The organism is Specibacter sp. NPDC057265 (assembly GCF_042668835.1).
GTDB lineage: Bacteria > Actinomycetota > Actinomycetes > Actinomycetales > Micrococcaceae > Specibacter.
Window position 1 is genome coordinate 1 of the sequence record NZ_JBHUYE010000023.1, and the last position, 21,115, is coordinate 21,115.

General features: G+C 62.1%; 23 protein-coding genes. 20 read left to right on the top strand and 3 right to left on the bottom strand.

Annotation, left to right across the window (positions count from 1 at the left end; all coding sequences use genetic code 11):
• Positions 1–53: 53 nt before the first annotated feature.
• Positions 54–1,046: a patatin-like phospholipase family protein gene (locus ACFUCV_RS13195; RefSeq protein WP_380816449.1), complete on the bottom strand. Its 993-nt coding sequence runs from the start codon at positions 1,044–1,046 to the stop codon at positions 54–56.
• Between the two features lie 387 nt (positions 1,047–1,433).
• Between ACFUCV_RS13195 and rpsL the strand changes: the two genes are divergently transcribed.
• From rpsL to tuf, 4 genes are all read left to right on the top strand, one after another.
• The gene (rpsL, locus tag ACFUCV_RS13200; protein ID WP_038464715.1) at positions 1,434–1,808 is read left to right on the top strand and encodes a 30S ribosomal protein S12; all 375 of its coding nucleotides are present in this window, start codon (positions 1,434–1,436) and stop codon (positions 1,806–1,808) included.
• A 1-nt stretch (position 1,809) separates the two neighbouring features.
• Positions 1,810–2,280: a 30S ribosomal protein S7 gene (rpsG, locus tag ACFUCV_RS13205; protein ID WP_038464713.1), complete on the top strand. Its 471-nt coding sequence runs from the start codon at positions 1,810–1,812 to the stop codon at positions 2,278–2,280.
• Between the two features lie 73 nt (positions 2,281–2,353).
• On the top strand, positions 2,354–4,468 hold the full coding sequence (fusA, locus tag ACFUCV_RS13210; RefSeq protein ID WP_380816452.1) for an elongation factor G: 2,115 nt from the start codon (positions 2,354–2,356) through the stop codon (positions 4,466–4,468).
• A gap of 163 nt (positions 4,469–4,631) precedes the next feature.
• Positions 4,632–5,822 (top strand): elongation factor Tu, encoded by a 1,191-nt coding sequence (gene tuf, locus ACFUCV_RS13215; RefSeq protein WP_380816454.1) that lies wholly within the window; start codon positions 4,632–4,634, stop codon positions 5,820–5,822.
• Between the two features lie 170 nt (positions 5,823–5,992).
• Here tuf and ACFUCV_RS13220 read toward each other — a convergent pair whose 3' ends face one another.
• The gene (locus ACFUCV_RS13220; protein WP_380816456.1) at positions 5,993–6,442 is read right to left on the bottom strand and encodes a hypothetical protein; all 450 of its coding nucleotides are present in this window, start codon (positions 6,440–6,442) and stop codon (positions 5,993–5,995) included.
• Between the two features lie 42 nt (positions 6,443–6,484).
• A complete protein-coding gene (locus ACFUCV_RS13225; protein WP_380816458.1) occupies positions 6,485–8,113 on the bottom strand; it encodes a WXG100 family type VII secretion target in 1,629 nt (542 codons plus the stop codon).
• Positions 8,114–8,247: 134 nt separating this feature from the next.
• Between ACFUCV_RS13225 and ACFUCV_RS13230 the strand changes: the two genes are divergently transcribed.
• The 16 genes from ACFUCV_RS13230 to rplE all read left to right on the top strand — a co-directional run bounded on the left by ACFUCV_RS13230 (position 8,248) and on the right by rplE (position 21,049).
• Positions 8,248–8,799, top strand: a complete 552-nt coding sequence (locus ACFUCV_RS13230) for a hypothetical protein (RefSeq protein ID WP_380816460.1) — start codon at positions 8,248–8,250, stop codon at positions 8,797–8,799.
• Positions 8,800–8,934: 135 nt separating this feature from the next.
• Complete coding sequence (locus ACFUCV_RS13235; protein ID WP_380816462.1) at positions 8,935–13,092, top strand: hypothetical protein; 4,158 nt, start codon at positions 8,935–8,937, stop codon at positions 13,090–13,092.
• Positions 13,093–13,491: 399 nt separating this feature from the next.
• Positions 13,492–13,800 (top strand): 30S ribosomal protein S10, encoded by a 309-nt coding sequence (gene rpsJ, locus ACFUCV_RS13240; RefSeq protein ID WP_038464699.1) that lies wholly within the window; start codon positions 13,492–13,494, stop codon positions 13,798–13,800.
• 17 nt (positions 13,801–13,817) lie between these two features.
• Complete coding sequence (rplC, locus tag ACFUCV_RS13245) at positions 13,818–14,468, top strand: 50S ribosomal protein L3 (protein ID WP_380816464.1); 651 nt, start codon at positions 13,818–13,820, stop codon at positions 14,466–14,468.
• A gap of 4 nt (positions 14,469–14,472) precedes the next feature.
• A complete protein-coding gene (rplD, locus tag ACFUCV_RS13250; protein ID WP_380816466.1) occupies positions 14,473–15,162 on the top strand; it encodes a 50S ribosomal protein L4 in 690 nt (229 codons plus the stop codon).
• Positions 15,159–15,464 (top strand): 50S ribosomal protein L23, encoded by a 306-nt coding sequence (rplW, locus tag ACFUCV_RS13255; RefSeq protein WP_038464693.1) that lies wholly within the window; start codon positions 15,159–15,161, stop codon positions 15,462–15,464. Before rplD ends, rplW begins: the two co-directional genes overlap by 4 nt.
• A gap of 30 nt (positions 15,465–15,494) precedes the next feature.
• Entirely contained in the window at positions 15,495–16,334 is an 840-nt protein-coding gene (gene rplB, locus ACFUCV_RS13260; RefSeq protein WP_380816468.1) for a 50S ribosomal protein L2, read from the top strand.
• Positions 16,335–16,346: 12 nt separating this feature from the next.
• Positions 16,347–16,628, top strand: a complete 282-nt coding sequence (gene rpsS / locus ACFUCV_RS13265) for a 30S ribosomal protein S19 (protein WP_018773666.1) — start codon at positions 16,347–16,349, stop codon at positions 16,626–16,628.
• 38 nt (positions 16,629–16,666) lie between these two features.
• Positions 16,667–17,032, top strand: coding sequence for a 50S ribosomal protein L22 (gene rplV / locus ACFUCV_RS13270; RefSeq protein ID WP_380816470.1), 366 nt, complete (start codon positions 16,667–16,669; stop codon positions 17,030–17,032).
• On the top strand, positions 17,033–17,872 hold the full coding sequence (gene rpsC, locus ACFUCV_RS13275) for a 30S ribosomal protein S3 (RefSeq protein ID WP_380816472.1): 840 nt from the start codon (positions 17,033–17,035) through the stop codon (positions 17,870–17,872).
• Positions 17,873–18,289 (top strand): 50S ribosomal protein L16, encoded by a 417-nt coding sequence (gene rplP, locus ACFUCV_RS13280; protein WP_380816474.1) that lies wholly within the window; start codon positions 17,873–17,875, stop codon positions 18,287–18,289. It abuts the gene before it with no gap.
• A gap of 2 nt (positions 18,290–18,291) precedes the next feature.
• A complete protein-coding gene (gene rpmC / locus ACFUCV_RS13285) occupies positions 18,292–18,615 on the top strand; it encodes a 50S ribosomal protein L29 (RefSeq protein ID WP_380816476.1) in 324 nt (107 codons plus the stop codon).
• Positions 18,612–18,908, top strand: a complete 297-nt coding sequence (gene rpsQ, locus ACFUCV_RS13290) for a 30S ribosomal protein S17 (protein WP_380816478.1) — start codon at positions 18,612–18,614, stop codon at positions 18,906–18,908. The genes rpmC and rpsQ overlap by 4 nt, the downstream gene beginning before the upstream one ends.
• Positions 18,909–19,733: 825 nt before the next feature.
• Positions 19,734–20,102, top strand: coding sequence for a 50S ribosomal protein L14 (gene rplN / locus ACFUCV_RS13295; RefSeq protein WP_062286641.1), 369 nt, complete (start codon positions 19,734–19,736; stop codon positions 20,100–20,102).
• A 3-nt stretch (positions 20,103–20,105) separates the two neighbouring features.
• Positions 20,106–20,468 (top strand): 50S ribosomal protein L24, encoded by a 363-nt coding sequence (gene rplX / locus ACFUCV_RS13300; protein ID WP_380816480.1) that lies wholly within the window; start codon positions 20,106–20,108, stop codon positions 20,466–20,468.
• Complete coding sequence (rplE, locus tag ACFUCV_RS13305; RefSeq protein ID WP_380816482.1) at positions 20,465–21,049, top strand: 50S ribosomal protein L5; 585 nt, start codon at positions 20,465–20,467, stop codon at positions 21,047–21,049. The genes rplX and rplE overlap by 4 nt, the downstream gene beginning before the upstream one ends.
• The last annotated feature ends 66 nt before the right edge of the window (positions 21,050–21,115 follow it).

Sequence of the window (21,115 nt, forward strand, 5' to 3'; positions counted from 1 at the left end):
TTTCCCTGCGAAACCAGCCAACCGCCGTCGGGCTTTAAGGCGGATCCACCCCGCTACCGGCGGTAGTCGCCGCTTTTCCACTTTTCCCAGTCCCAGCCGGCAAGGAACTTTTTTCCGCTGGCTTCGCCTGTGGCGTACATTGCATCCTTCTCGCGCTGTGTCAGCTTGAAATCCGTGGCGCGCTGCTTGGAGGTGTCCACAAAAATGGTCCGGGAGGACGCCTGGGGATCGCTGATGTAGCTGCGGTCCTGAGCGCCCAGCAAGGTGATCAGCAGCGATTTGGCCAGTTCGAAGCTGTTGTTGTCCGGGTTCCAGGCCTGGTCGCGGATGGTGTTCCGGCCGGAAAGCTTGACCCCCAGGGTGGGCCACCTGGGCAGCTTCCCGTCGGTTCTGTCGAAGATCGACAGCGGATAGTTGGACAGCAGCCCTCCATCCACGCACACAATGTGGTCATGGCCGGTCACTGCCGGATCCGTGGGCATGTTCCAGGGCCGGAAGAAAAAAGGTATGGACGCCGAGGCCCGGATGGCGTCGGCAACCAAGGCGGTGTCCGGATCGACGCCGAGCAGTTTTTCGTAGTCCCACGGCAGACGCAGCATGATCCCGCGGGAGACATCCGAGACGATCACCACAAGCTTGTAGCGCTGCCGAAGCGGCAGGGCGCTGCCGGGGTCCTCGTGCCTGAGGTCCGCCCAGGTGTAGACGCCCTGGGCCGCCAGCAGTTCAGTGATCCAGCGGTGCAGGTATTCACCGCTGTACATCCCCTGATGGAACAGCAGCCCCGCGGCGGGGCCCAGCAGCGGAACATGCCCCAGCAGGCCGGCATTGTCCTTGAACTTGGCAAAGTCAAGGCCATCCATGATGGCCTTGATCTGGGAGACCTCCAGCCCTGACGCCAACAGTCCTCCCACAATGGCCCCGGCCGAGGCCGCCGCCACCCGGTGAAAGACATACGGGTCCCGGGCCCCGGCCAGCGCCGCCACCGCACCCACCAGTGCCGGCCCCTTCGCGCCGCCGCCCTCAAGCACCAAATCCGCCTCAGCCATGAACCAGCCACACCCTCTGCAAAAGTCCCGTCACCGCGCCCGGCGTTGTCCACGCCGTGGAGTACATCTGAGACTGGGCCACCGGCGGGAAGCTGTCAAGGATCGGCGCTTGCATCGATTTCAGCCGGCGGCCTCCGGCATGGTAGTGTAATGAGTAATTGTTAGTGTGGCAGTGGATAAGAGTGTCAATTCCCTTCGCGGGGAGCGGATGCGGGTCCGGGTTGTACGGTTCTTGTACAGCGAATGCCACATTTTTGCATGCCTGGGCGCTGTGAAGTCGCCAAGTCTGCGACTACCAGTAAATCGCCACATCCCAGCGGCTGCACCATGCGGGCCACCGGGCAGGCAAAGCGAGAAACCTCTCGAGAAAAAACGGAGAACACGAAAGTGCCTACGATTAACCAGCTGGTCCGAAAGGGCCGGACACCCAAGGTCACCAAGACCAAGGCTCCCGCACTGAAGGGCAGCCCCATGCGCCGCGGCGTCTGCACGCGCGTCTACACCACCACCCCGAAGAAGCCGAACTCGGCTCTGCGCAAGGTTGCACGTGTGCGCCTTAACGGTGGCGTGGAAGTCACCGCCTACATCCCCGGTGTGGGCCACAACCTCCAGGAGCACTCCATCGTGCTTGTTCGCGGAGGCCGTGTGAAGGACCTTCCCGGTGTTCGTTACAAGATTGTCCGCGGTGCATTGGATACCCAGGGCGTCAAGAACCGCAAGCAGGCCCGCAGCCGCTACGGTGCAAAGATGGAGAAGAAGTAATATGCCTCGCAAGGGTCCGGCCCCCAAGCGGCCGCTAGTTGTAGATCCCGTATACGGTTCCCCCCTGGTCACACAGCTGATCAACAAGGTTCTGGTAGACGGCAAGAAGTCCACTGCAGAGCGCATCGTTTACGGTGCCCTTGAAGGTGTACGCGAAAAGACCGGTGCTGATCCCGTGGTTGCCTTGAAGAAGGCCATGGAAAACATCAAGCCCAGCCTTGAGGTCAAGTCCCGCCGTGTTGGTGGCGCAACCTACCAGGTCCCCGTCGAGGTCAAGCCCGGTCGTCAGACCGCCCTGGCTCTGCGTTGGTTGGTTGGTTACTCCAAGGCACGCCGCGAGAAGACCATGACGGAGCGCTTGCGCAACGAAGTATTGGATGCTTCCAACGGTCTTGGTGCCGCTGTCAAGCGCCGCGAAGATACCCACAAGATGGCAGAGTCCAACAAGGCCTTCGCTCATTACCGCTGGTAACTAGAGTCATGAGGCTGCCGGCGGCCAACCCGCCGGCAGCTTTCTTAGCTCATCTCTAAACGAGGGAGAAACCGTGGCACAGGACGTGCTTACAGACCTTAACAAGGTCCGCAACATTGGCATCATGGCCCACATTGATGCCGGCAAGACCACTACAACTGAGCGCATCCTGTTCTACACGGGTGTGAACCACAAGCTCGGCGAAACGCACGACGGCGCTTCGACGACCGACTGGATGGAACAGGAAAAGGAACGCGGCATCACCATCACGAGCGCCGCCGTGACCTGCTTCTGGAACAACAACCAGATCAACATCATTGACACACCCGGCCACGTTGACTTCACCGTCGAGGTTGAGCGCTCACTGCGCGTGCTTGACGGCGCCGTCGCTGTTTTTGATGGCAAGGAAGGCGTTGAGCCCCAGTCCGAGACCGTTTGGCGTCAGGCTGACAAGTACAACGTTCCGCGTATCTGCTTTGTCAACAAGATGGACAAGCTTGGTGCTGACTTCTACTTCACCGTGGACACCATCATCAACCGTCTCGGTGCCAAGCCGCTGGTAATGCAGCTGCCCATTGGTGCTGAAAGCGAATTCACCGGCGTCGTTGACCTGCTGAGCATGAAGGCGTTTGTCTGGGCCGGCGACTCCAAGGGTGACGTCACCATGGGTGCTGCCTACGAAGTCCAGGAGATCCCCGCGGATCTTCAGGAAAAGGCCGAAGAGTACCGCGCAGCCCTCGTTGAGGCAGTTGCCGAGTCCTCCGAAGAGCTCATGGAGAAGTACCTCGAAGGCGAAGAGCCTTCCGTTGAGGAACTCAAGACCGGCATTCGCAAGTTGACGGTGAACTCGGAGATCTACCCGGTCTTCTGTGGTTCGGCATTCAAGAACCGCGGCGTGCAGCCCATGCTCGACGCAGTCATTGACTACCTGCCCAACCCCTTGGACGTTGGCGCCATGGTGGGCCACGATCCCCGCGACGAGGAAGTTGAGCTCACCCGTGAGCCCAACGAGGAGGCACCGTTCTCCGCACTCGCGTTCAAGATTGCCACCCACCCCTTCTTTGGCCAGTTGAACTTCATCCGCGTGTACTCCGGGCGGGCAACCTCCGGTACCCAGCTGATGAACTCGACCAAGGGCAAAAAGGAACGCATTGGCAAGCTCTTCCAGATGCACGCCAACAAGGAAATGCCTGTTGATGAGATCCACGCGGGTCACATCTACGCCGTGATCGGCCTCAAGGACACCACCACCGGTGACACCTTGTGCGACCCGGCCAACCAGATTGTCCTGGAGTCGATGACCTTCCCCGCTCCCGTGATCTTCGTTGCCATTGAGCCGAAGACCAAGGGTGACCAGGAGAAGCTCTCCACGGCAATCCAGAAGCTCTCCGCAGAGGACCCGACGTTTACCGTCAACCTCAACGAAGACACCGGCCAGACTGAAATTGGCGGCATGGGCGAGCTCCACCTGGACATCCTGGTGGACCGCATGCGCCGCGAGTTCAACGTGGAAGCCAACGTTGGCAAGCCGCAGGTTGCCTACCGTGAAACCATCAAGCGCGCTGTGGTCAAGCACGACTACACGCACAAGAAGCAGACCGGTGGCTCCGGCCAGTTCGCCAAGATCCAGATCGCCATTGCGCCTTTGGATACTGCCGAAGGCGAAATGTACGAGTTCGAGAACAAGGTCACTGGTGGCCGTGTTCCGCGCGAATACATCCCCAGCGTTGACCAGGGCATCCAGTCCGCACTGCCTGACGGCGTGCTGGCCGGCTACCCCATGGTCGGCATCAAGGCCACACTGCTTGACGGTGCGTCCCACGATGTTGACTCCTCCGAAATGGCCTTCAAGATTGCCGGTCGCATGGCGTTCAAGGAAGCTGCTCGGATGGCCAACCCGGTTCTGCTTGAACCGTTGATGGAAGTTGAAGTCCGCACCCCTGAGGAATACATGGGTGAAGTTATTGGTGACATCAACTCACGTCGCGGCCAGATGCAGTCCATGGAGGACGCAAGCGGTGTCAAGGTCATCAAGGCCCTGGTGCCCCTGTCCGGCATGTTTGGTTACATTGGCGACCTGCGGTCCAAGACCCAGGGCCGTGCCGTGTACTCGATGAAGTTCGACAGCTACTCTGAGGTCCCGAAGGCTGTTGCCGACGAGATCATCCAGAAGGCCCGCGGCGAGTAGCCGCACCCTGTCAGGCGCCTGGTTCACGCATTTGCCGTGGCCCGGGCGCCTGGCACCCAGCAATTTCTTAAATATCAAAAGCCCCCAGTAGACTTACTTTGAATTTCGACTGCGAATAGCGCGGTTGAAAGTATGTCATCTGAAAACGTTCTAGGAGGAACCCGTGGCGAAGGCAAAGTTCGAGCGGACCAAGCCGCACGTTAACATCGGTACCATCGGTCACGTTGACCATGGTAAGACCACGTTGACGGCTGCCATTTCCAAGGTACTTTACGACAAGTACCCCGATCTCAACGAGCAGCGTGATTTTGGTTCCATCGACTCGGCGCCGGAAGAGCGCCAGCGCGGTATCACCATCAACATCTCGCACGTTGAGTACCAGACCGAGAAGCGCCACTACGCACACGTAGACGCCCCCGGTCACGCTGACTACATCAAGAACATGATCACCGGTGCTGCTCAGATGGACGGTGCCATCCTGGTGGTTGCCGCCACTGACGGTCCGATGGCTCAGACCCGCGAGCACGTTCTGCTGGCCCGCCAGGTTGGTGTTCCCTACCTGTTGGTCGCGCTGAACAAGTCCGACATGGTTGATGACGAAGAACTCCTCGACCTGGTCGAAATGGAAGTTCGTGAACTCCTCTCCTCACAGGGCTTCGACGGCGACGAGGCACCCGTTGTGCGCGTTTCCGGCCTGAAGGCCCTGGAAGGCGATCCCGTATGGGTCAAGTCCGTTGAGGACTTGATGGATGCAGTGGACAACAACGTTCCGGACCCGATCCGCGACAAGGACAAGCCGTTCCTGATGCCGGTTGAAGATGTCTTCACCATCACCGGCCGTGGAACCGTTGTTACGGGCCGCGCCGAGCGTGGAACGCTGCAGATCAACTCTGAAGTTGAGATCGTTGGTATCCGTCCGGTCCAGAAGACCACGGTTACCGGTATCGAAATGTTCCACAAGCAGCTCGACGAGGCATGGGCCGGCGAGAACTGTGGTCTGCTGCTTCGCGGCATCAAGCGCGAAGATGTTGAGCGTGGCCAGGTCATCGTCAAGCCGGGTTCCATCACCCCGCACACCGAGTTCGAAGCCAACGTCTACATCCTGGCCAAGGACGAGGGCGGGCGTCACAACCCGTTCTACTCCAACTACCGCCCGCAGTTCTACTTCCGCACCACGGATGTTACCGGCGTCATCACCTTGCCCGAGGGCACGGAAATGGTTATGCCTGGCGACAACACCGAAATGTCGGTCGTGCTGATCCAGCCGATCGCCATGGAAGAAGGCCTCGGCTTCGCTATCCGCGAAGGCGGCCGCACCGTTGGTTCAGGTCGTGTCACCAAGATCCTCAAGTAGTCTTTGACTCACTTGTAGCTCTTTGAAGAAGGGCCCCAGCTTTTGCTGGGGCCCTTCTTTGCGTGTGCCGGTTTGTGTTTGTCGGCAGCGGCGCCAGCGGCTTGCGCGCCGGTGGATGCGCCGGCGGGGGTGCGGCGGCGGGTGTGCCCGTGCTGCCCGGCCGGTGCTGACTAGGGGTTGGCGGGGGCGATTCCGTGCACAATCTCCTGCACCAGTGCAGTGTCAAGGGGGCTGCCGTCATTGATGCTCAGCAGCGTGATTCCGGCGAAGCCGCCACCGGGGAGCAGGCAGCCTGCCAAGGTGGCCCGGCGGGGGGTCTGCTCGGCATCCGTGAAGCAGACGCTGTAGGCGTAGCCTTCCCGGTCCTGGGCGGGGATGCTGCCCTGCATTTCTTCAACGGCCCCGTATTCGGCGGTGTAATGGCCGGCCATGCTTTGGGTCCAGGCGATGACGCCGGCCAGGCTGCTGGCGGCGGCGTCATCGCGGATTGCGGAAACGACTTCTCCGCCCGGCAGGCTGAACTGGGCACTGAGCGGGCCGGCGCTGGATTCGGCGATGCGTTCGGCTCCGTCGGGCAGGGTCAGCTGCAGTCCAAGTCCGGTGCTGAATTGAATGCTCAAGATCTGCAGCCTCTCGTGTTGGTGTGGTTGTTGGACGCCGGGCTATTTTTTGGGGACATAATCCGATTCCCCGCGGATGCCGTGGAAGTCATCATCATAGGGAGATTTATGCACGGTCCCCGCATTGACCGTCGCTTCACTGGTGCCGCCGACCTTCAGGCTTGCCACGCCCGAGTCGAAGTCCACCAGATTGGTTTCGGAGGAAACCGTTGAATTCAGCTGCGCCGTGACGGCGGACGCGTGGTAAATATCCTGCAGATCCTGTGCTGCGGCCACTGGGTTGCCGTTGGCCAGGTTGCCCAGGTAGCTTTCCACCAGGTGCCGGTTCTCATCGGTGGTGTACAGCTCCAACTGAACTGTTCCCTGCACACCGCCCTTGAACTGGACGCTTGGCCCCTCTGCCGGCGGCTTGGCGTCGAACAGCTCGGTCATGGGATCCGGATTCTCTCCGCGATCCTTGACAGAGCCCTCAATGGTGCCCTTGAGGTTGACAGTCATCTTCTGAATGTCGCCGTCCTTGTCCATGGACAGTTTAACCCCGGCCTCACCGTTGCCGCCGAACTTCATGCCGTCACCCAAATCAAGTTTCGCGGTGACCTTGGCCGTTGCGGTGGCAGCGGAGGTGCCGTCGTCGAGGTTCTGTTCGTAGGCCAGATCCAGCTTGGCCGACGCGGAGGCGTCTTCGCTGACCTTGCCTTCAACGCCGAAGGACAGCGTGCCTTTGGCGCTCATGTATTCCTTGGTGGTCCCGTTCTCCTTGGCGGCCTTGTCAAGGGTGCCCTCAATGTATCCGCCCGGATCCTTCACCGCCTCCGAGGCCCGGCCAAAGCCGTCCGGGGGCAGCGAAGTGAGCATGTCGTCGCGGGCGGCCAGGGCCTCCTCCAGGCTGTTGAACCTGTAGGTCTTGGACAACTCCCCGGTCAGCGTGGCGTTGGCGCCACCCTTGGTGCTTGGCGTGTTGACGCCGCCGCCAATGTCGCCGCTGAGCTTCAAGGTGACGGAGCCGTCGGCGTTTTGAATGATCTGGCTTGAAAGGTGGGCCCCGCCGTGGACCCAGGCCACCTGGCCGTCCACACCGAAGGTGTCCTTCTGGGTGTACATGGGGATGGAGCCCTTGGCATTGTCCACCAGGATGGACCTGGCCGCACGCAGGGCATCCAAGGGCAGCTTCTCCTGAAGTGCCGCAAGGTGATAGGCGTTGGGGATTCCGTCCCCGTCCTTGCCGTTGAGCAGCTCCTGTTGCTGTTCCCTGCTGAGGCCGTTCCACCAGTGCGTGACTTCCTGCGCCGTCTGGGAGTCCATGCTTTCCAACTGATCCTGCAGGCCGGTGCCCGCATCCCCTCCGGATCCGCCTGCCCCGGAGCCGCCGCCGGAACCGCCAGGGCCTCCTGCCAGGCTGGCCTCGGAGGAAGCCTGTTCCTGCTCCTTGGCTTGGGACTGGAGTTTTTTGGAGGTGTCCAGGAACAGCTCGCTGGCCGATTTGAGCTGGGGACGCATTCTGGTGGACCACTGCTGGCGGAACTTCTGCGCGTCAGGGCCGTTCCAGCGTGCACGCATGATGGTGGGGTGAAGGGTTCCTGCCGTGGAATCCAACGCCGCAGAGTATTTGCTGAAGAGCTTGGCGAGCGCCCGCAGCTGCTCCGGGTCAGCGCCGAGCATGTTTGAGTTCATGTCTGTCCATTCATTGAGGTGAACGTCCGTGGCCTGCGCCGGTTGTTCTGTCTGAAGTCTAGAACGTTGGGCCAGCCTTGCCGATGGGCACCATTGCCCATGCCCCGGATCCGCCCGCCGGATAGGCTGGTTTCATGACTGCGAACAATCAGCAAATCCCGGCTGGCACCTTGCGCACCGCATCCATCATTGTGCTGGTCTTCGCCGCGGTGCTTCTGCTGTTCGGGCAGGGGATGTTCCGGGCCGGAGGCAGCGATTCCGCCACCGCCCAAGAGCTCCAGGACTCTGGATTGCAGGGCACGGTCATGGATGCCCGGGCCAATGTGGTGCGCGCCGACGACGGCGAATGGCATGCCATGGCCGTGGAGTTGACCTTTGCCGGCAGCGATGGCCAGGAGCACACGCTTCAAAGCAACCACTTTCCCAGCTACCACCCGCCGCTGGATTCCACGGGCGGTTGGGTGGCGGATTTCCCCACGAAGGATCAGATCGTGGGTCAACCCGTCGCCTACCGGCTGGGTGGGCGTCCCGCCGTCGAACTTGAGAGCGAACTGCCGGCTTTGGCCAGTGATGGCTGGGGCATGCCAAATTACCTTGGGCTGACGCTCATGGTGCTCGGTGGCGGGGCGGCTGTTGGTGGGGTGCTGGGCCTGCGTCAAGCCGGGCGACGCCGAAAAATCACCTGACCGCACGCCCCCTGTCAGGTGCCGGACCGGGGAAATCCGCCGGGCATGGGCAGTTGTGCCCATCTGGCGGCATGCGTCCAGGCTGCGTGGATCCCTTGGCCTATGCTGGGAGCCAATGACCAGCAGGGGAGCCCCATGAAGCACAATCCGGAACCGGCCATTCCGCCCACCGCGCCGCAAAACCTTGACGACGTGTACCGTCGCGGCTACCTGGATGGGCATTTGGCCGGCTGGCGCGATGCCGTCGCTGCCCAGCAGTTGTCCGCCAGGGAGCCCGCTCCGGCGCAGCCCGGTCACGCTGATCTGCAGACCGGTGCGCAGCTTCCCACCCCCGCCGGCGGGCCGGCGCAGGCGGTGCCGCCTACGCCGTCAGCTGCACCCGTCACACGCGCTGCACCCGTTGCGCCGGAGCTTGCCGCCGGGGCTGTTGCGGCCCCTGCCGCGGCAGCCTTCCAAGCCACGGCCCCTGGAGCGCAGCAGTTTCAGGCCCCGGCGGCGCAGGCCCCACCGGCGCAGCCATCCCCGTGGCCGCAGCCGCCGTCGTTACAAGCCCCCTGGACACAACCGGCCACCATGGCCGTCGATCCACAGCTGGTGGCTGAGCGCAGACAAAGGCGCGAAACACAAAACATCAACATCACCCTGTACGTGGCCAGCCTGCTCATGGTGGCTGCGGCAGCACTGTTCGTGGGCAGCACCCTGCCCCCTGCGGCGCGGCTGGTGGGTGTGTGGTTTGGAACGGCGGTGTTCTACGCAGCCGGACTTGTGACCCACGGCAAGGTGGCCCGGCTCAGGCCCGCAGCCGTTGCCTTCACCGGCACGGCCCTGGCCATTATTCCGTTTGCGGGCATCGCCACCTACAACCTGGGCTTTCCCCAGGGCCCGGCCGTCTGGCTGTTCACCTCCTTCATAGGCACTGTGGCGTACGTGGTGGCCGCCGTACGCATGCAAAGCCGCCTCATTGTCTACACCTCGCTGGCTTTCCTGCTCTCCACGGTGTGGTCCTCCACCGCCGTCCTCGGTGCGGCCCTGGCCTGGTATTTCGCTGCACTGATAGTTTTCTCGGCCTTGCTGATGCTGCTGGCCCAACTGCTGGAACGCCGCAGCCGCAAGGGGCACGGCGCAGCGCAGCTCTACGCCAGGCCGTTGCTGGATTTGGGGCCGTGGTTTGCCCCCGCCGGGCTGCTGGCCTCCCTGGTGGTCGGTTCCTTGCTCAACGCTGCGGACCACCTGCTGGTCCTGGTGGCAGGGGTCATATATTTTGCTGTGCTGTTGGCGCTGCCGGGACCAGCCGTTCGCGGCTGGAACTATGTGGGCCTGCGCCTTTGCCTGACACTGGCAGCTCCCTTCATTGGCTGGCTGATGCAGGCTGAAGCCATTTGGGTGGCCGGGGCCTTCGCCCTTGGGCTGGCACTGCAGGTGCTGGCCATTGCCGCGGCCCGGACAAGAACGGCGGCGCTGCGCCCCCTGGTGCTCTGGACGTCCTGGGACCTGGTCGCTGCGGTTCCCGCAGCCGCGGTGGGCGGTTTGGTCTGGACAGTTGGCCTGGCTGCCGAAAATGGCAGTCGTTTTACCGCCTGGGGACTGGCGGTGGCGCTGGTGTTGGGCATGGCGACGGTGCCGGCATTCCTGCCCCGGCGGGAGTGGCTGCCTGTGCCGGCGTTGCTGGCGGTGCTGGTCACCTCACCGCTGTTGACGGCGCTGGACTGGACAGTGCTTCTAGGGATCATGGTGGGCTACACGGTCACTAGATGGGCCACCGCCGGCAGTGCCTGGTGGAAGCGGAGCTGGCTGGGCGCGGCCCGGGTGGCGGGCACCGCCTTCGCGGCTGCGGCCCTGGCGGCGGCTGTCCCTGCGCAGCCCGGCAAGGTGGGGGCCATTTTGACCATCACCGCCGTGCTCTGTGCACTGCAGCTGCTGGCGGACGCTTCCCTGGCCCGCACCCGCACAGCCAACCCGTTGACAGTATATTTGGCCCTGATCTGGACCACGGCCGGGGCGTTTCTGGTGGTGCTGCTGTCACTGGCGGTGGCCGTTCCGGCATTGTTCGGCGCCTGGGGTGGCGGTTCGGCCACCGCACTGCGGATGGAATTCCTGGTGGCCGCAGCACTCATGGGACTCGCCGCCGTCGCATATTCAGCGGTTTCACTTGCCCACCGGATGCCTGTTTTGGGCGAACTGTCCGCGCCGCTGTTCCTGGTGACGGCAGCGTTGGCCGTGGGACCTGTTTTTCATGCCGGGGGAGCGGCCACGGCATGGGCGCTCACTGTGGGGTATTTGGCCATGTGCGCAGGCATGCGCCGCGACGGCCGCCACCAGCTGCACCGCTGGTGCTACTGGTGGGCGGCGCGGCTGGGAACCCTGGTCTTGGCCACGGCACTGTTCCAGTGGTGGGCGGAGGTCGATCCCACCACCACTGCGGCCGGTGCCCGGGTGGGGCTGGGGGAGGTGTTGACGCTGGCACTGCTGCCGCAGCTGCTGTGGGTGGCCAGCGCCATCTGGCAGGGCCGCCGCCACCGGTGGCTGGATGTGGACGCCACGCTCACGCTGACGCTGACGGTTCTGGTGGCCGCGGCGTGGGTTCCCGGTGCCCCCGAGGGTGTGTGGACGGTGCTGGTGTTGCTTGCGGCCGTGGCCGCGGCGGCGGCTCTGCTGATGGGTGCCGGTGCCCTCGCCGCAACGCCCATGCCCGCCACGCGTTGGGCCGCACCGGTGGCATTGCTGCTCCTGGCCCTGCTGGGGGCGGCGGATCCGGCGCCCCTGAGCGTGGTGCTGGCACTTGCCGCAGTGACGGCGTCGGCCGTTGCCGCCCGGGCGGGGCAGCTGCTGCCCCGCAGCCTTTACGCGCTGCTGGCCCGGGGCACGGGCACAGTCTTGGCGGCAGCATTGGCCCAGCTGTTCGGCGCCGGCACAACCGCCGTCTCGCTGGTGCTGTGCCTTGCCTTGGTGGTGCAGTTTGGGCTGCAGCTGCTGATCTCCCGCCGGGCCCACCTGCGCGCTGCGGTGGGCCATGGCCAGGTAATGACGCTTACCCTGTGGGGTGTGCTGGCCGCGCAGCTGGTTCTTCCCCTGGCCTACTACGGTGCCAGCGGGGGATTTGGAGCCTCCGGCACCGGCATGCGCCCGGTGGTGGTGCTGGAGCTGGCCGTGCTGGCGGCGGCGGCCATTTGCGCGCAGTTGTTGCTGAAGCAGCGCGGTGCCGCATACCTGTCCATCATGGCGGTGATGGGGGCTGCGGCCGTGGTGGCGCCGACGCTCTGGACCGGTGCCACCGCCCTGGGCCTGCTGGCTCTGGGCGTGGCAGTGCTTGTGTGGCGCTGCCTGTCCACGCCCAAATCACCGGAGCTGCAATGGTTCTGGCTGGTCGCGACGGCTGCCATGCTGCTGACCGCGCACGTGGTGGATGCCGGGGCGGCGCTGGGCGTGTTCGCCGGCTGGTGGCTGCTGGCTGGACTGGCGCTGCTGGCGGCCACGCAGCTGATGAAAATGCGATGGCTGACCATTCCGGGTGCGTTGTTGATCTTCATTGCGGCCTTGCTGTTCCGCGCACAGGTGCTGGAGATGACGGACAACGCCGGATTTTCAGCGCTGGCCGGTTTCCTGGTCCTGACCGGCACACTGTATGTGGTGCGGTTCCTCATGGTGGATCTGGGCGGAACTGGCAACATTGACACTGGCGCGCTGACGGCGTCGGCCCTGCTCGGCGGTGCACTGTTTGCCCTGTGGGCCATGGCCGACGACGGCACGGTCCTGCCCGGCGCCGCGGCGTTCACGGTGGTGGCGGCTGCCGCCTGCTTTGAAGCCCCCGCGCGGTTCAGGAGCCCAGTGGTGGATGCGGCAATCATTGGCTGCGCGCTTGTCTGGTTCTGGGCCTGCTCCAGCTACGTGGACCTGGGCGCGTTCTGGAGCGTGCAGTGGTGCGCCATGGCGCTGGCTGCGCTGTCGGTGAAACGCTACCTCGGGGGGCAGCGCGCCATGGGCCGGCAGCTGCTCATGGCTGCGTCGGCGGTGGCCAGCCTGGGTGCATTGATTACAGTGTTCAACGGCAACGCGCTGGAACAGGCCATTTCCCTGGTGGTGTTTGTGGTGCTGCTGATGGTAGGCATGGGTCTGGATGAGCGCGTGTTCACTGTTTGGGGGGCCGTGGGCGTGGCCACCGCGGTGGTTTGGTACCTGCGCGGCTACACCTACCTGCTGCTTGCGGTTCTGGCGCTGGCCCTCATTGCCTTTGCCATTTGGCGGCTCAACCGCAAAAAGCCGGCCCCGGCCGCAAAGGACCAAAGCGGAATCTGACGCTTGTTTTGACGCCGTCCAGGCACAGCTGAGGCACACCGTGTCCAGTGCCACAGCTGTGCCGATTGGCGTTCGGGGCCAAGATCCGGCATACTTATTGAGTTGTTCAAGTGCTTTTTCGTGTCCCGGTCGAGATAATGCTCGTCGCAGGGTCCAAGCTAAAGCCCAAACATAACCAATCCTTCGCAAACAGTCCGGGTACGTGCGCAAATCATTGCGACACGCCCGACCGCGGGGGTCGGAGCTTCGACGGATTGAGGAACCCGGAATCATCCGGATTCAGTTCGTGCGGGGTGTGGCCGCGAGTGCCACGGATGAACAAAGAAAAGTAAACAGCGTTTACGTCAACAGCATTGCTCCCACAGGATGCTTCGTTACAGGAAAGAGAGTCACGACGCCATGGCGGGACAAAAAATCCGCATCCGGCTGAAGTCATATGACCACGAGGTCATTGATGTTTCAGCCCGGAAGATCGTTGAGACGGTCACGCGCGCAGGCGCAACGGTAGTTGGCCCCGTGCCGCTGCCCACCGAGAAGAACATTTACTGTGTAATTCGTTCCCCTCACAAGTACAAGGACAGCCGCGAGCACTTTGAAATGCGCACGCACAAGCGTCTGATCGACATCATTGATCCCACGCCCAAGGCCGTTGATTCGCTTATGCGTCTTGACCTGCCGGCTGACGTGAACATCGAAATCAAACTGTAGGGAGGTGCTGAGAAACTATGACCGCGACCCGAAACACTAAGGGCATCCTGGGCACGAAGCTCGGCATGACCCAGGTCTGGGACGAGAACAACCTGCTTGTTCCCGTAACCGTCGTCCAGGCCGACTCCAATGTCATCACCCAGCTGCGCAACGCAGAGGTTGATGGCTACACCGCCGTGCAGATCGGCTACGGCCAGATCGACCCCCGCAAGGTCACCAAGCCCCTGGCTGGTCACTTTGAAAAGGCCGGTGTCACCCCCCGCCGCCACGTCGTCGAGCTGCGCACTGCAGACGCCGGCACCTACACCCTCGGCCAGGAACTCTCTGTTGAGATTTTCGAAGCCGGCCAGAAGGTCGACGTCGTCGGCACTTCCAAGGGTAAGGGTTTCGCCGGTGTCATGAAGCGTCACGGCTTCCATGGCGCTCCGGCCTCGCACGGTGCTCACAAGAACCACCGCAAGCCCGGTTCCATCGGTGGCGCATCCACCCCAGGCCGCGTTTTCAAGGGTATGCGCATGGCAGGCCGCATGGGCGCCGAGCGTGTAACCACCATGAACCTCACGGTTCACGGTGTTGACGCCGAGAAGTCGCTGCTGCTTATTAAGGGTGCCGTCCCCGGTGCCCGCGGCTCGGTCGTACTCGTACGCAACGCCGTGAAGGGAGCATAAGTAAATGGCTACTGTAAAAGTTGATCTGCCCGCAGAGATCTTTGACGTACAGACCAGCGTGCCCTTGTTGCACCAGGTCGTCGTGGCTCAGCTTGCCGCTGCCCGCCAGGGTACGCACAAGACCAAGACCCGCGCCGAAGTTTCCGGTGCAGGCCGCAAGCCGCACGCACAGAAGGGCACCGGCCGTGCCCGTCAGGGTTCCATCCGCGCCCCGCACATGACCGGTGGTGGTGTTGTCCACGGACCCACACCCCGCGACTACAGCCAGCGCACCCCCAAGAAGATGAAGGCTGCAGCCCTGCGCGGCGCCCTCTCCGACCGGGCCCGCAACGGCCGCATCCACGTCATCGCTGAATTGGTTTCCGGCTCCGTGCCGTCCACCAAGGCCGCAAAGGCCACCTTGGCCGCAGTGTCAACGCGCAAGAACCTGCTCGTTGTCATTGAGCGTGCCAATGATGTCGCCGCACTGAGCGTTCGCAACATCCCGAACCTGCACGTCATCTACGTTGACCAGCTCAACACCTACGATGTCCTGGTTTCGGATGACGTGATCTTCACTCAGCACGCATACGAGGCTTTCGTTGAAGGCCGCGCCGCTTCTGAGGCTTTCGCTTCCAGCATGCTGTTGGTTGAAGAGCTCGTTTCCGTTGACGCCGCTGAAGGCGCCGAAGGCATTAAGGAGGACGGCAAGTGAGCGCCGTTACCATCAAGGATCCGCGCGACGTAGTGCTTGCACCCGTCGTCTCGGAAAAGAGCTACGGCTTGATCGACGAAGGCAAGTACACCTTCCTGGTTGACCCCCGCTCGAACAAGACCGAGATCAAGTTGGCCGTGGAGAAAATCTTCTCCGTCAAGGTCGACTCGATCAACACCATCAATCGTGCCGGCAAGCGTAAGCGCACCAAGTTCGGATGGGGACAGCGCAAGAACACCAAGCGCGCCATTGTCTCCCTCCGCGAGGGCACGATCGACATCTTCGGCGGTCCGCTTTCATAAGCGGAGACCACTTTAACGAGGAAATATACTATGGGAATCCGTAAATACAAGCCGACAACCCCGGGCCGTCGCGGCTCGAGCGTTGCCGACTTCACTGAAATCACGCGGTCGACGCCGGAGAAGTCTCTGGTCCGTCCCCTGCCCAAAAAGGGTGGCCGCAATAACACTGGTCGTATCACGACCCGTCACAAGGGTGGTGGCCACAAGCGCCAGTACCGCCTGATTGACTTCCGTCGTCACGACAAGGATGGCGTCAACGCCCGCGTGGCTGAGATCGAATACGATCCCAACCGCACCGCGCGCATTGCCCTCCTGCACTACGTTGATGGCACCAAGCGTTACATCATCGCGCCGAACAAGCTCAGCCAAGGCGACTTCGTGGAAGCCGGTCCCGCAGCTGACATCAAGCCTGGCAACAACCTGCCGATGCGCAACATCCCGGTGGGTACCGTTATCCACGCTGTGGAGCTGCGTCCCGGCGGCGGTGCCAAGATGGCCCGTTCGGCTGGTGCTTCGGTTCAGCTCGTCGCCAAGGAAGGCAAGTTCGCCCAGCTGCGTCTGCCCTCCGGCGAAATCCGCAACGTTGATGCGCGCTGCCGCGCCACCATCGGCGAGGTCGGCAACGCTGAGCAGTCCAACATCAACTGGGGTAAGGCTGGCCGTATGCGCTGGAAGGGCGTACGCCCGACCGTCCGCGGTGTTGTCATGAACCCCGTCGATCACCCTCATGGTGGTGGTGAAGGTAAGACCTCCGGTGGACGTCACCCGGTCAACCCGAACGGTAAGCGCGAAGGCCGTACCCGCCGTCCGAACAAAGAGAGCGACAAGCTGATTGTTCGTCGCCGCCGTACTGGCAAGAACAAGCGATAGGAGCCTGGAGACATGCCACGTAGCCTGAAGAAGGGTCCCTTCGTTGACCAGCACCTCTTTGTCAAGGTAGCTCGGGAGAACGAAAAGGGTACCAAGAACGTAATTAAGACCTGGTCCCGCCGCTCGATGATTGTGCCCGATATGTTGGGTCACACAATTGCCGTGCACGACGGACGCAAGCACATCCCCGTGTTTGTTACCGAGTCGATGGTCGGGCACAAGCTCGGCGAATTCGCCCCCACGCGGACATTCCGCGGCCATGTCAAGGACGACCGTAAGGGCAAGCGCCGCTAGGCGCTTGGCTTTACGGCAAAGACGAGAGAGAGATAGCAATGGAAGCCAAGGCAAGTGCGCGTCATCTGCGCGTCACGCCTATGAAGGCCCGGCGCGTCGTCAACCTGATTCGTGGCAAGCAGGCGAATGAGGCATTGGCGATTTTGAAGTTTGCCCCCCAGGCAGCTTCGGAGCCGGTCTTCAAGGTAGTCCAGTCCGCGGTGGCTAACGCCCGCGTTCTGGCTGATCGCGACAGCGTCGCGTTCAATGAAAATGATCTGTACGTCACCGAGATCTTCGTTGACGAAGGCCCCACCATGAAGCGGTTCCAGCCGCGTGCACAGGGCCGTGCGTTCCAGATCAAGAAGCGCACCAGCCACGTCACAGTGGTTGTTGCGACACCCGAGAAAGAGGAGGCTCGCTAAGTGGGACAGAAAGTTAACCCGCACGGGTTCCGTCTCGGGATTACCACGGACCACCGTTCACACTGGTTCGCGGACAGCAACAAGCCCGGTCAGCGCTACAAGGACTTCGTAAAAGAAGACATCCAGATCCGCGCACTCATGTCCACGGGCATGGACCGCGCCGGCATTTCCAAGGTTGAAATTGAGCGCACCCGTGACCGTGTTCGTGTGGATATCCACACAGCACGTCCCGGAATTGTGATCGGCCGCCGTGGAGCAGAAGCAGACCGCATCCGCGGCGAGCTCGAAAAGCTCACCGGCAAGCAGGTCCAGCTGAACATCCTGGAAGTAAAGAACCCCGAAGCTGATGCTCAGCTCGTTGCCCAGGGCATCGCAGAGCAGCTGACTTCCCGTGTGGCATTCCGCCGCGCCATGAAGAAGGCCATGCAGTCCGCACAGCGCACCGGCAGCGTCAAGGGCATCCGTGTCGCTTGTGCCGGCCGCTTGGGTGGCGCTGAAATGTCACGCACCGAGTTCTACCGCGAAGGTCGTGTGCCCCTGCACACCCTGCGTGCCAACATCGATTACGGCTTCTTCGAAGCCAAGACCGTGTTCGGCCGCATTGGTGTCAAGGTCTGGATCTACAAGGGCGATGTCACGTCCAAGGAACTGGCTGCCCAGGCAGCCGCTGCTCCTGCCCGTGGCCGTGGCCCCCGCCGTGACGGCGATGACCGCGGAAACCGCGGCCCCCGTGCCGGTGGCGACCGTCGTCGCAACGACCGTCCTGAGCGCACCGAGGCTGCTGCCGCGGTGGAGGCTCCTGTAGCTGCTGCACCCGCAGTAGAAGGAGGAGAGGCTTAAATGCTTATCCCACGTCGAGTAAAGCACCGCAAGCAGCACCACCCGGGTCGTTCCGGTCAGGCTACCGGCGGCACCACGGTTACTTTTGGTGAGTGGGGCATTCAGGCTCTTTCACCGGCCTACGTAACCAACCGTCAGATCGAGTCCGCTCGTATCGCCATGACTCGTCACATCAAGCGTGGCGGCAAGGTGTGGATCAACATCTACCCTGACCGTCCCTTGACGAAGAAGCCTGCTGAAACCCGTATGGGTTCCGGTAAGGGTTCACCCGAGTGGTGGATTGCAAATGTCAAGCCGGGCCGTGTTCTCTTCGAACTCTCCGGTGTTTCCGAAGAGGTAGCACGCGAGGCCCTGCGCCTGGCAATCCACAAGCTGCCGTTGAAAGCACGCATTGTGCGTCGCGAAGGTGGTGAGTAGAGATGTCAGTTGGTTCCAAGGAACTTGCCCCTGCACAGCTTGATGGGTTTGACAATGCACGTCTTGTTGAAGAACTCCGCAAGGCAAAGGAAGAACTGTTCAACTTGCGCTTCCAGTCGGCCACAGGCCAGCTGGAAAGCCACGGTCGCTTGCGCGTTGTAAAGCGCGACATCGCCCGCATCTACACGATCCTGCGTGAACGCGAGCTGGGGATTCGTCCCGAGGTCGTTGCCCCCGCACCCGTGGAGAAGGCCTCCAAGAAGGCTGAAAAGGGCGCCAAGAAGGCCTCCAAGAAAGCCGCAACATCTGAGGAGGACGCCAAGTGAGCGATTCTGTAAACAACACCGAAGCCGGCGCTGAGACTGTAGTCCGCAACGAGCGCAAGAAGCTTCGCGGCTACGTCGTCTCCGACAAGATGGACAAGACCATCGTTGTTGAGGTCGAAGACCGCGTCAAGCACGCCTTGTACGGCAAGGTTCTGCGCCGCAACAAGAAGGTCAAGGCCCATGACGAAGAGAACACCGCCGGCATCGGCGACCTCGTAGTCATCAGCGAGACCCGCCCGCTCTCAGCAACCAAGCGTTTCCGCCTGGTTGAGATCGTAGAGAAGGCCAAGTAACCCTTTCCCGCACCCGTGCGTGATTGATTGCTTACGCATTGGGCCCGTTGCCAGTTATGGCAACGGGCCCAATGTTGTTTAAGGCCTCGCGATGCGCGGGACTCCACCGGGGTTTGGCGCATGCCGTTGTATGCCGTTCCTTTATGCTCCGAACTGAAGCAGGGTTTTGCGCATGGTGTGGCCATGCGCAAAACCCGACGCGGGTGTTGCGCATATGGTGACGGCAGGGGCAGGGGCAGGGGCAGGGGCAGGGGCAGAGGCAGAGGGCAGGGGCAGGGGCAGGGGCATCAGTGCGCAGGTACCCGTGCGCGGGACCCACTCTGGGTTTGGCGCATGCCGTTGCGTGCCGTTCCTTTATGCTCCGAACTGAAGCTGGGTTTTGCGCATGGTGTGGCCATGCGCAGAACCCGACACGGGTGTTGCGCATATGGTGACGGCAGTGCCGGTGCCAGTGCCAGTGCCAGTGGCAGGCATGCCGGGACGTTTCGTGTGCGCGAAGTAACGCCTGCATGCAGCCTCCCGTTGTGATCCCAGCTGGTGGTGCGTGCTAGGATTGGATATTGCTGCGCTTTTTCTGTGCCATCGCTTAGATGGCGGCAGTAGGTGCGCAATTTCCTCGTAAATGGTCCGTGCCACTACAAACTGCCGTCCGAGGCGTGATTTTCACGCACCAGCTCGGGATGGAAAGTGCAGTTGGCATGAAGCGTTTAGGCGTGTTTTGGCAAAATCCAGGCACGTCCAGAGACATCCCGAACAATACGTTCCGCAAGGCTTGTCCACAGATGGTTTGTGGCCAAGAACCGGCGCGACGAACAGGAGATACTAGTGATTCAGCAGGAGTCGCGGCTTAAGGTTGCCGACAACACGGGTGCCAAGGAAATCTTGACCATCCGCGTTCTCGGTGGATCCGGACGCCGCTATGCAGGTATTGGCGACACCATTGTCGCCACCGTCAAGGATGCAATCCCGGGCGGAAACGTAAAGAAGGGTGACGTCGTCAAGGCTGTCATCGTTCGCACCAAGAAGGAACGCCGCCGTGCGGATGGTTCCTACATCAAGTTTGATGAGAACGCAGCTGTCATTCTCAAGGCTGACGGGGACCCCCGTGGAACCCGTATCTTCGGCCCGGTTGGCCGTGAACTTCGTGACAAGAAGTTCATGAAGATCATTTCATTGGCACCGGAGGTTCTGTAACTTATGGCAAAGATCAAGAAGGGTGACCTGGTTCAGGTCATCACAGGCGCCAAGGCTGAGCGTGGCGGCGACCGTGGCAAGCAGGGCAAGGTCCTGAAGGTTTACACCGAGACTGACCGTGTGTTGGTTGAGGGCATCAACCGTGTCACCAAGCACACCAAGGCCGGACAGACCGAACGTGGCACCAACACCGGTGGCATCGAGACCGTTGAGGCTCCCATCCACATCTCAAACGTTGCTGTCGTGGACCCGTCCACGAAGAAGCCGACCCGCGTCGGTTACCGCATCGAAACCGTTGAGCGCGATGGCCGCGAGCGTCAAGTACGCATTCGCTTTGCCAAGAGCTCGGGGAAGGACCTGGCATGAGCGCCGCAACAGCAGAGAACACGCCCACGATCGTGCCCCGCTTGAAAGCCCGCTACGCAGCGGAAATCAAGCCGGCTCTGACCGAAGAGTTTGCTTACGCAAACGTCAACCAGGTTCCCCGCCTGGTCAAGGTAGTTGTCAACATGGGTGTTGGAGATGCCGCCAAGGACTCCAAGCTCATTGACGGTGCCGTCAAGGACCTCACCGCCATCACCGGCCAGAAGCCCCAGGTCACCAAGGCCCGCAAGTCGATTGCACAGTTCAAGCTGCGCGAAGGCATGCCCATTGGTTGCCACGCCACCCTTCGTGGGGACCGTATGTGGGAATTCCTGGACCGGCTGGTCACCTTGGCTCTGCCCCGTATCCGCGACTTCCGCGGCCTCAGCGGCAAGCAGTTCGACGGTAACGGCAACTACACCTTCGGTTTGACCGAGCAGGTTATGTTCCACGAGATCGACCAGGATTCCGTTGACCGCACCCGCGGCATGGACATCACAGTCGTGACCACAGCCAAGACAGATGACGAAGGCCGTGCGCTTCTTAAGGCGCTTGGCTTCCCGTTCAAATCCGAAGATAAATAATCTACGTAACAGGTCCGTTCTGCGGATGTTCAGGGCGGGAACTTAGTTCCCATTCCGCGGCATCAC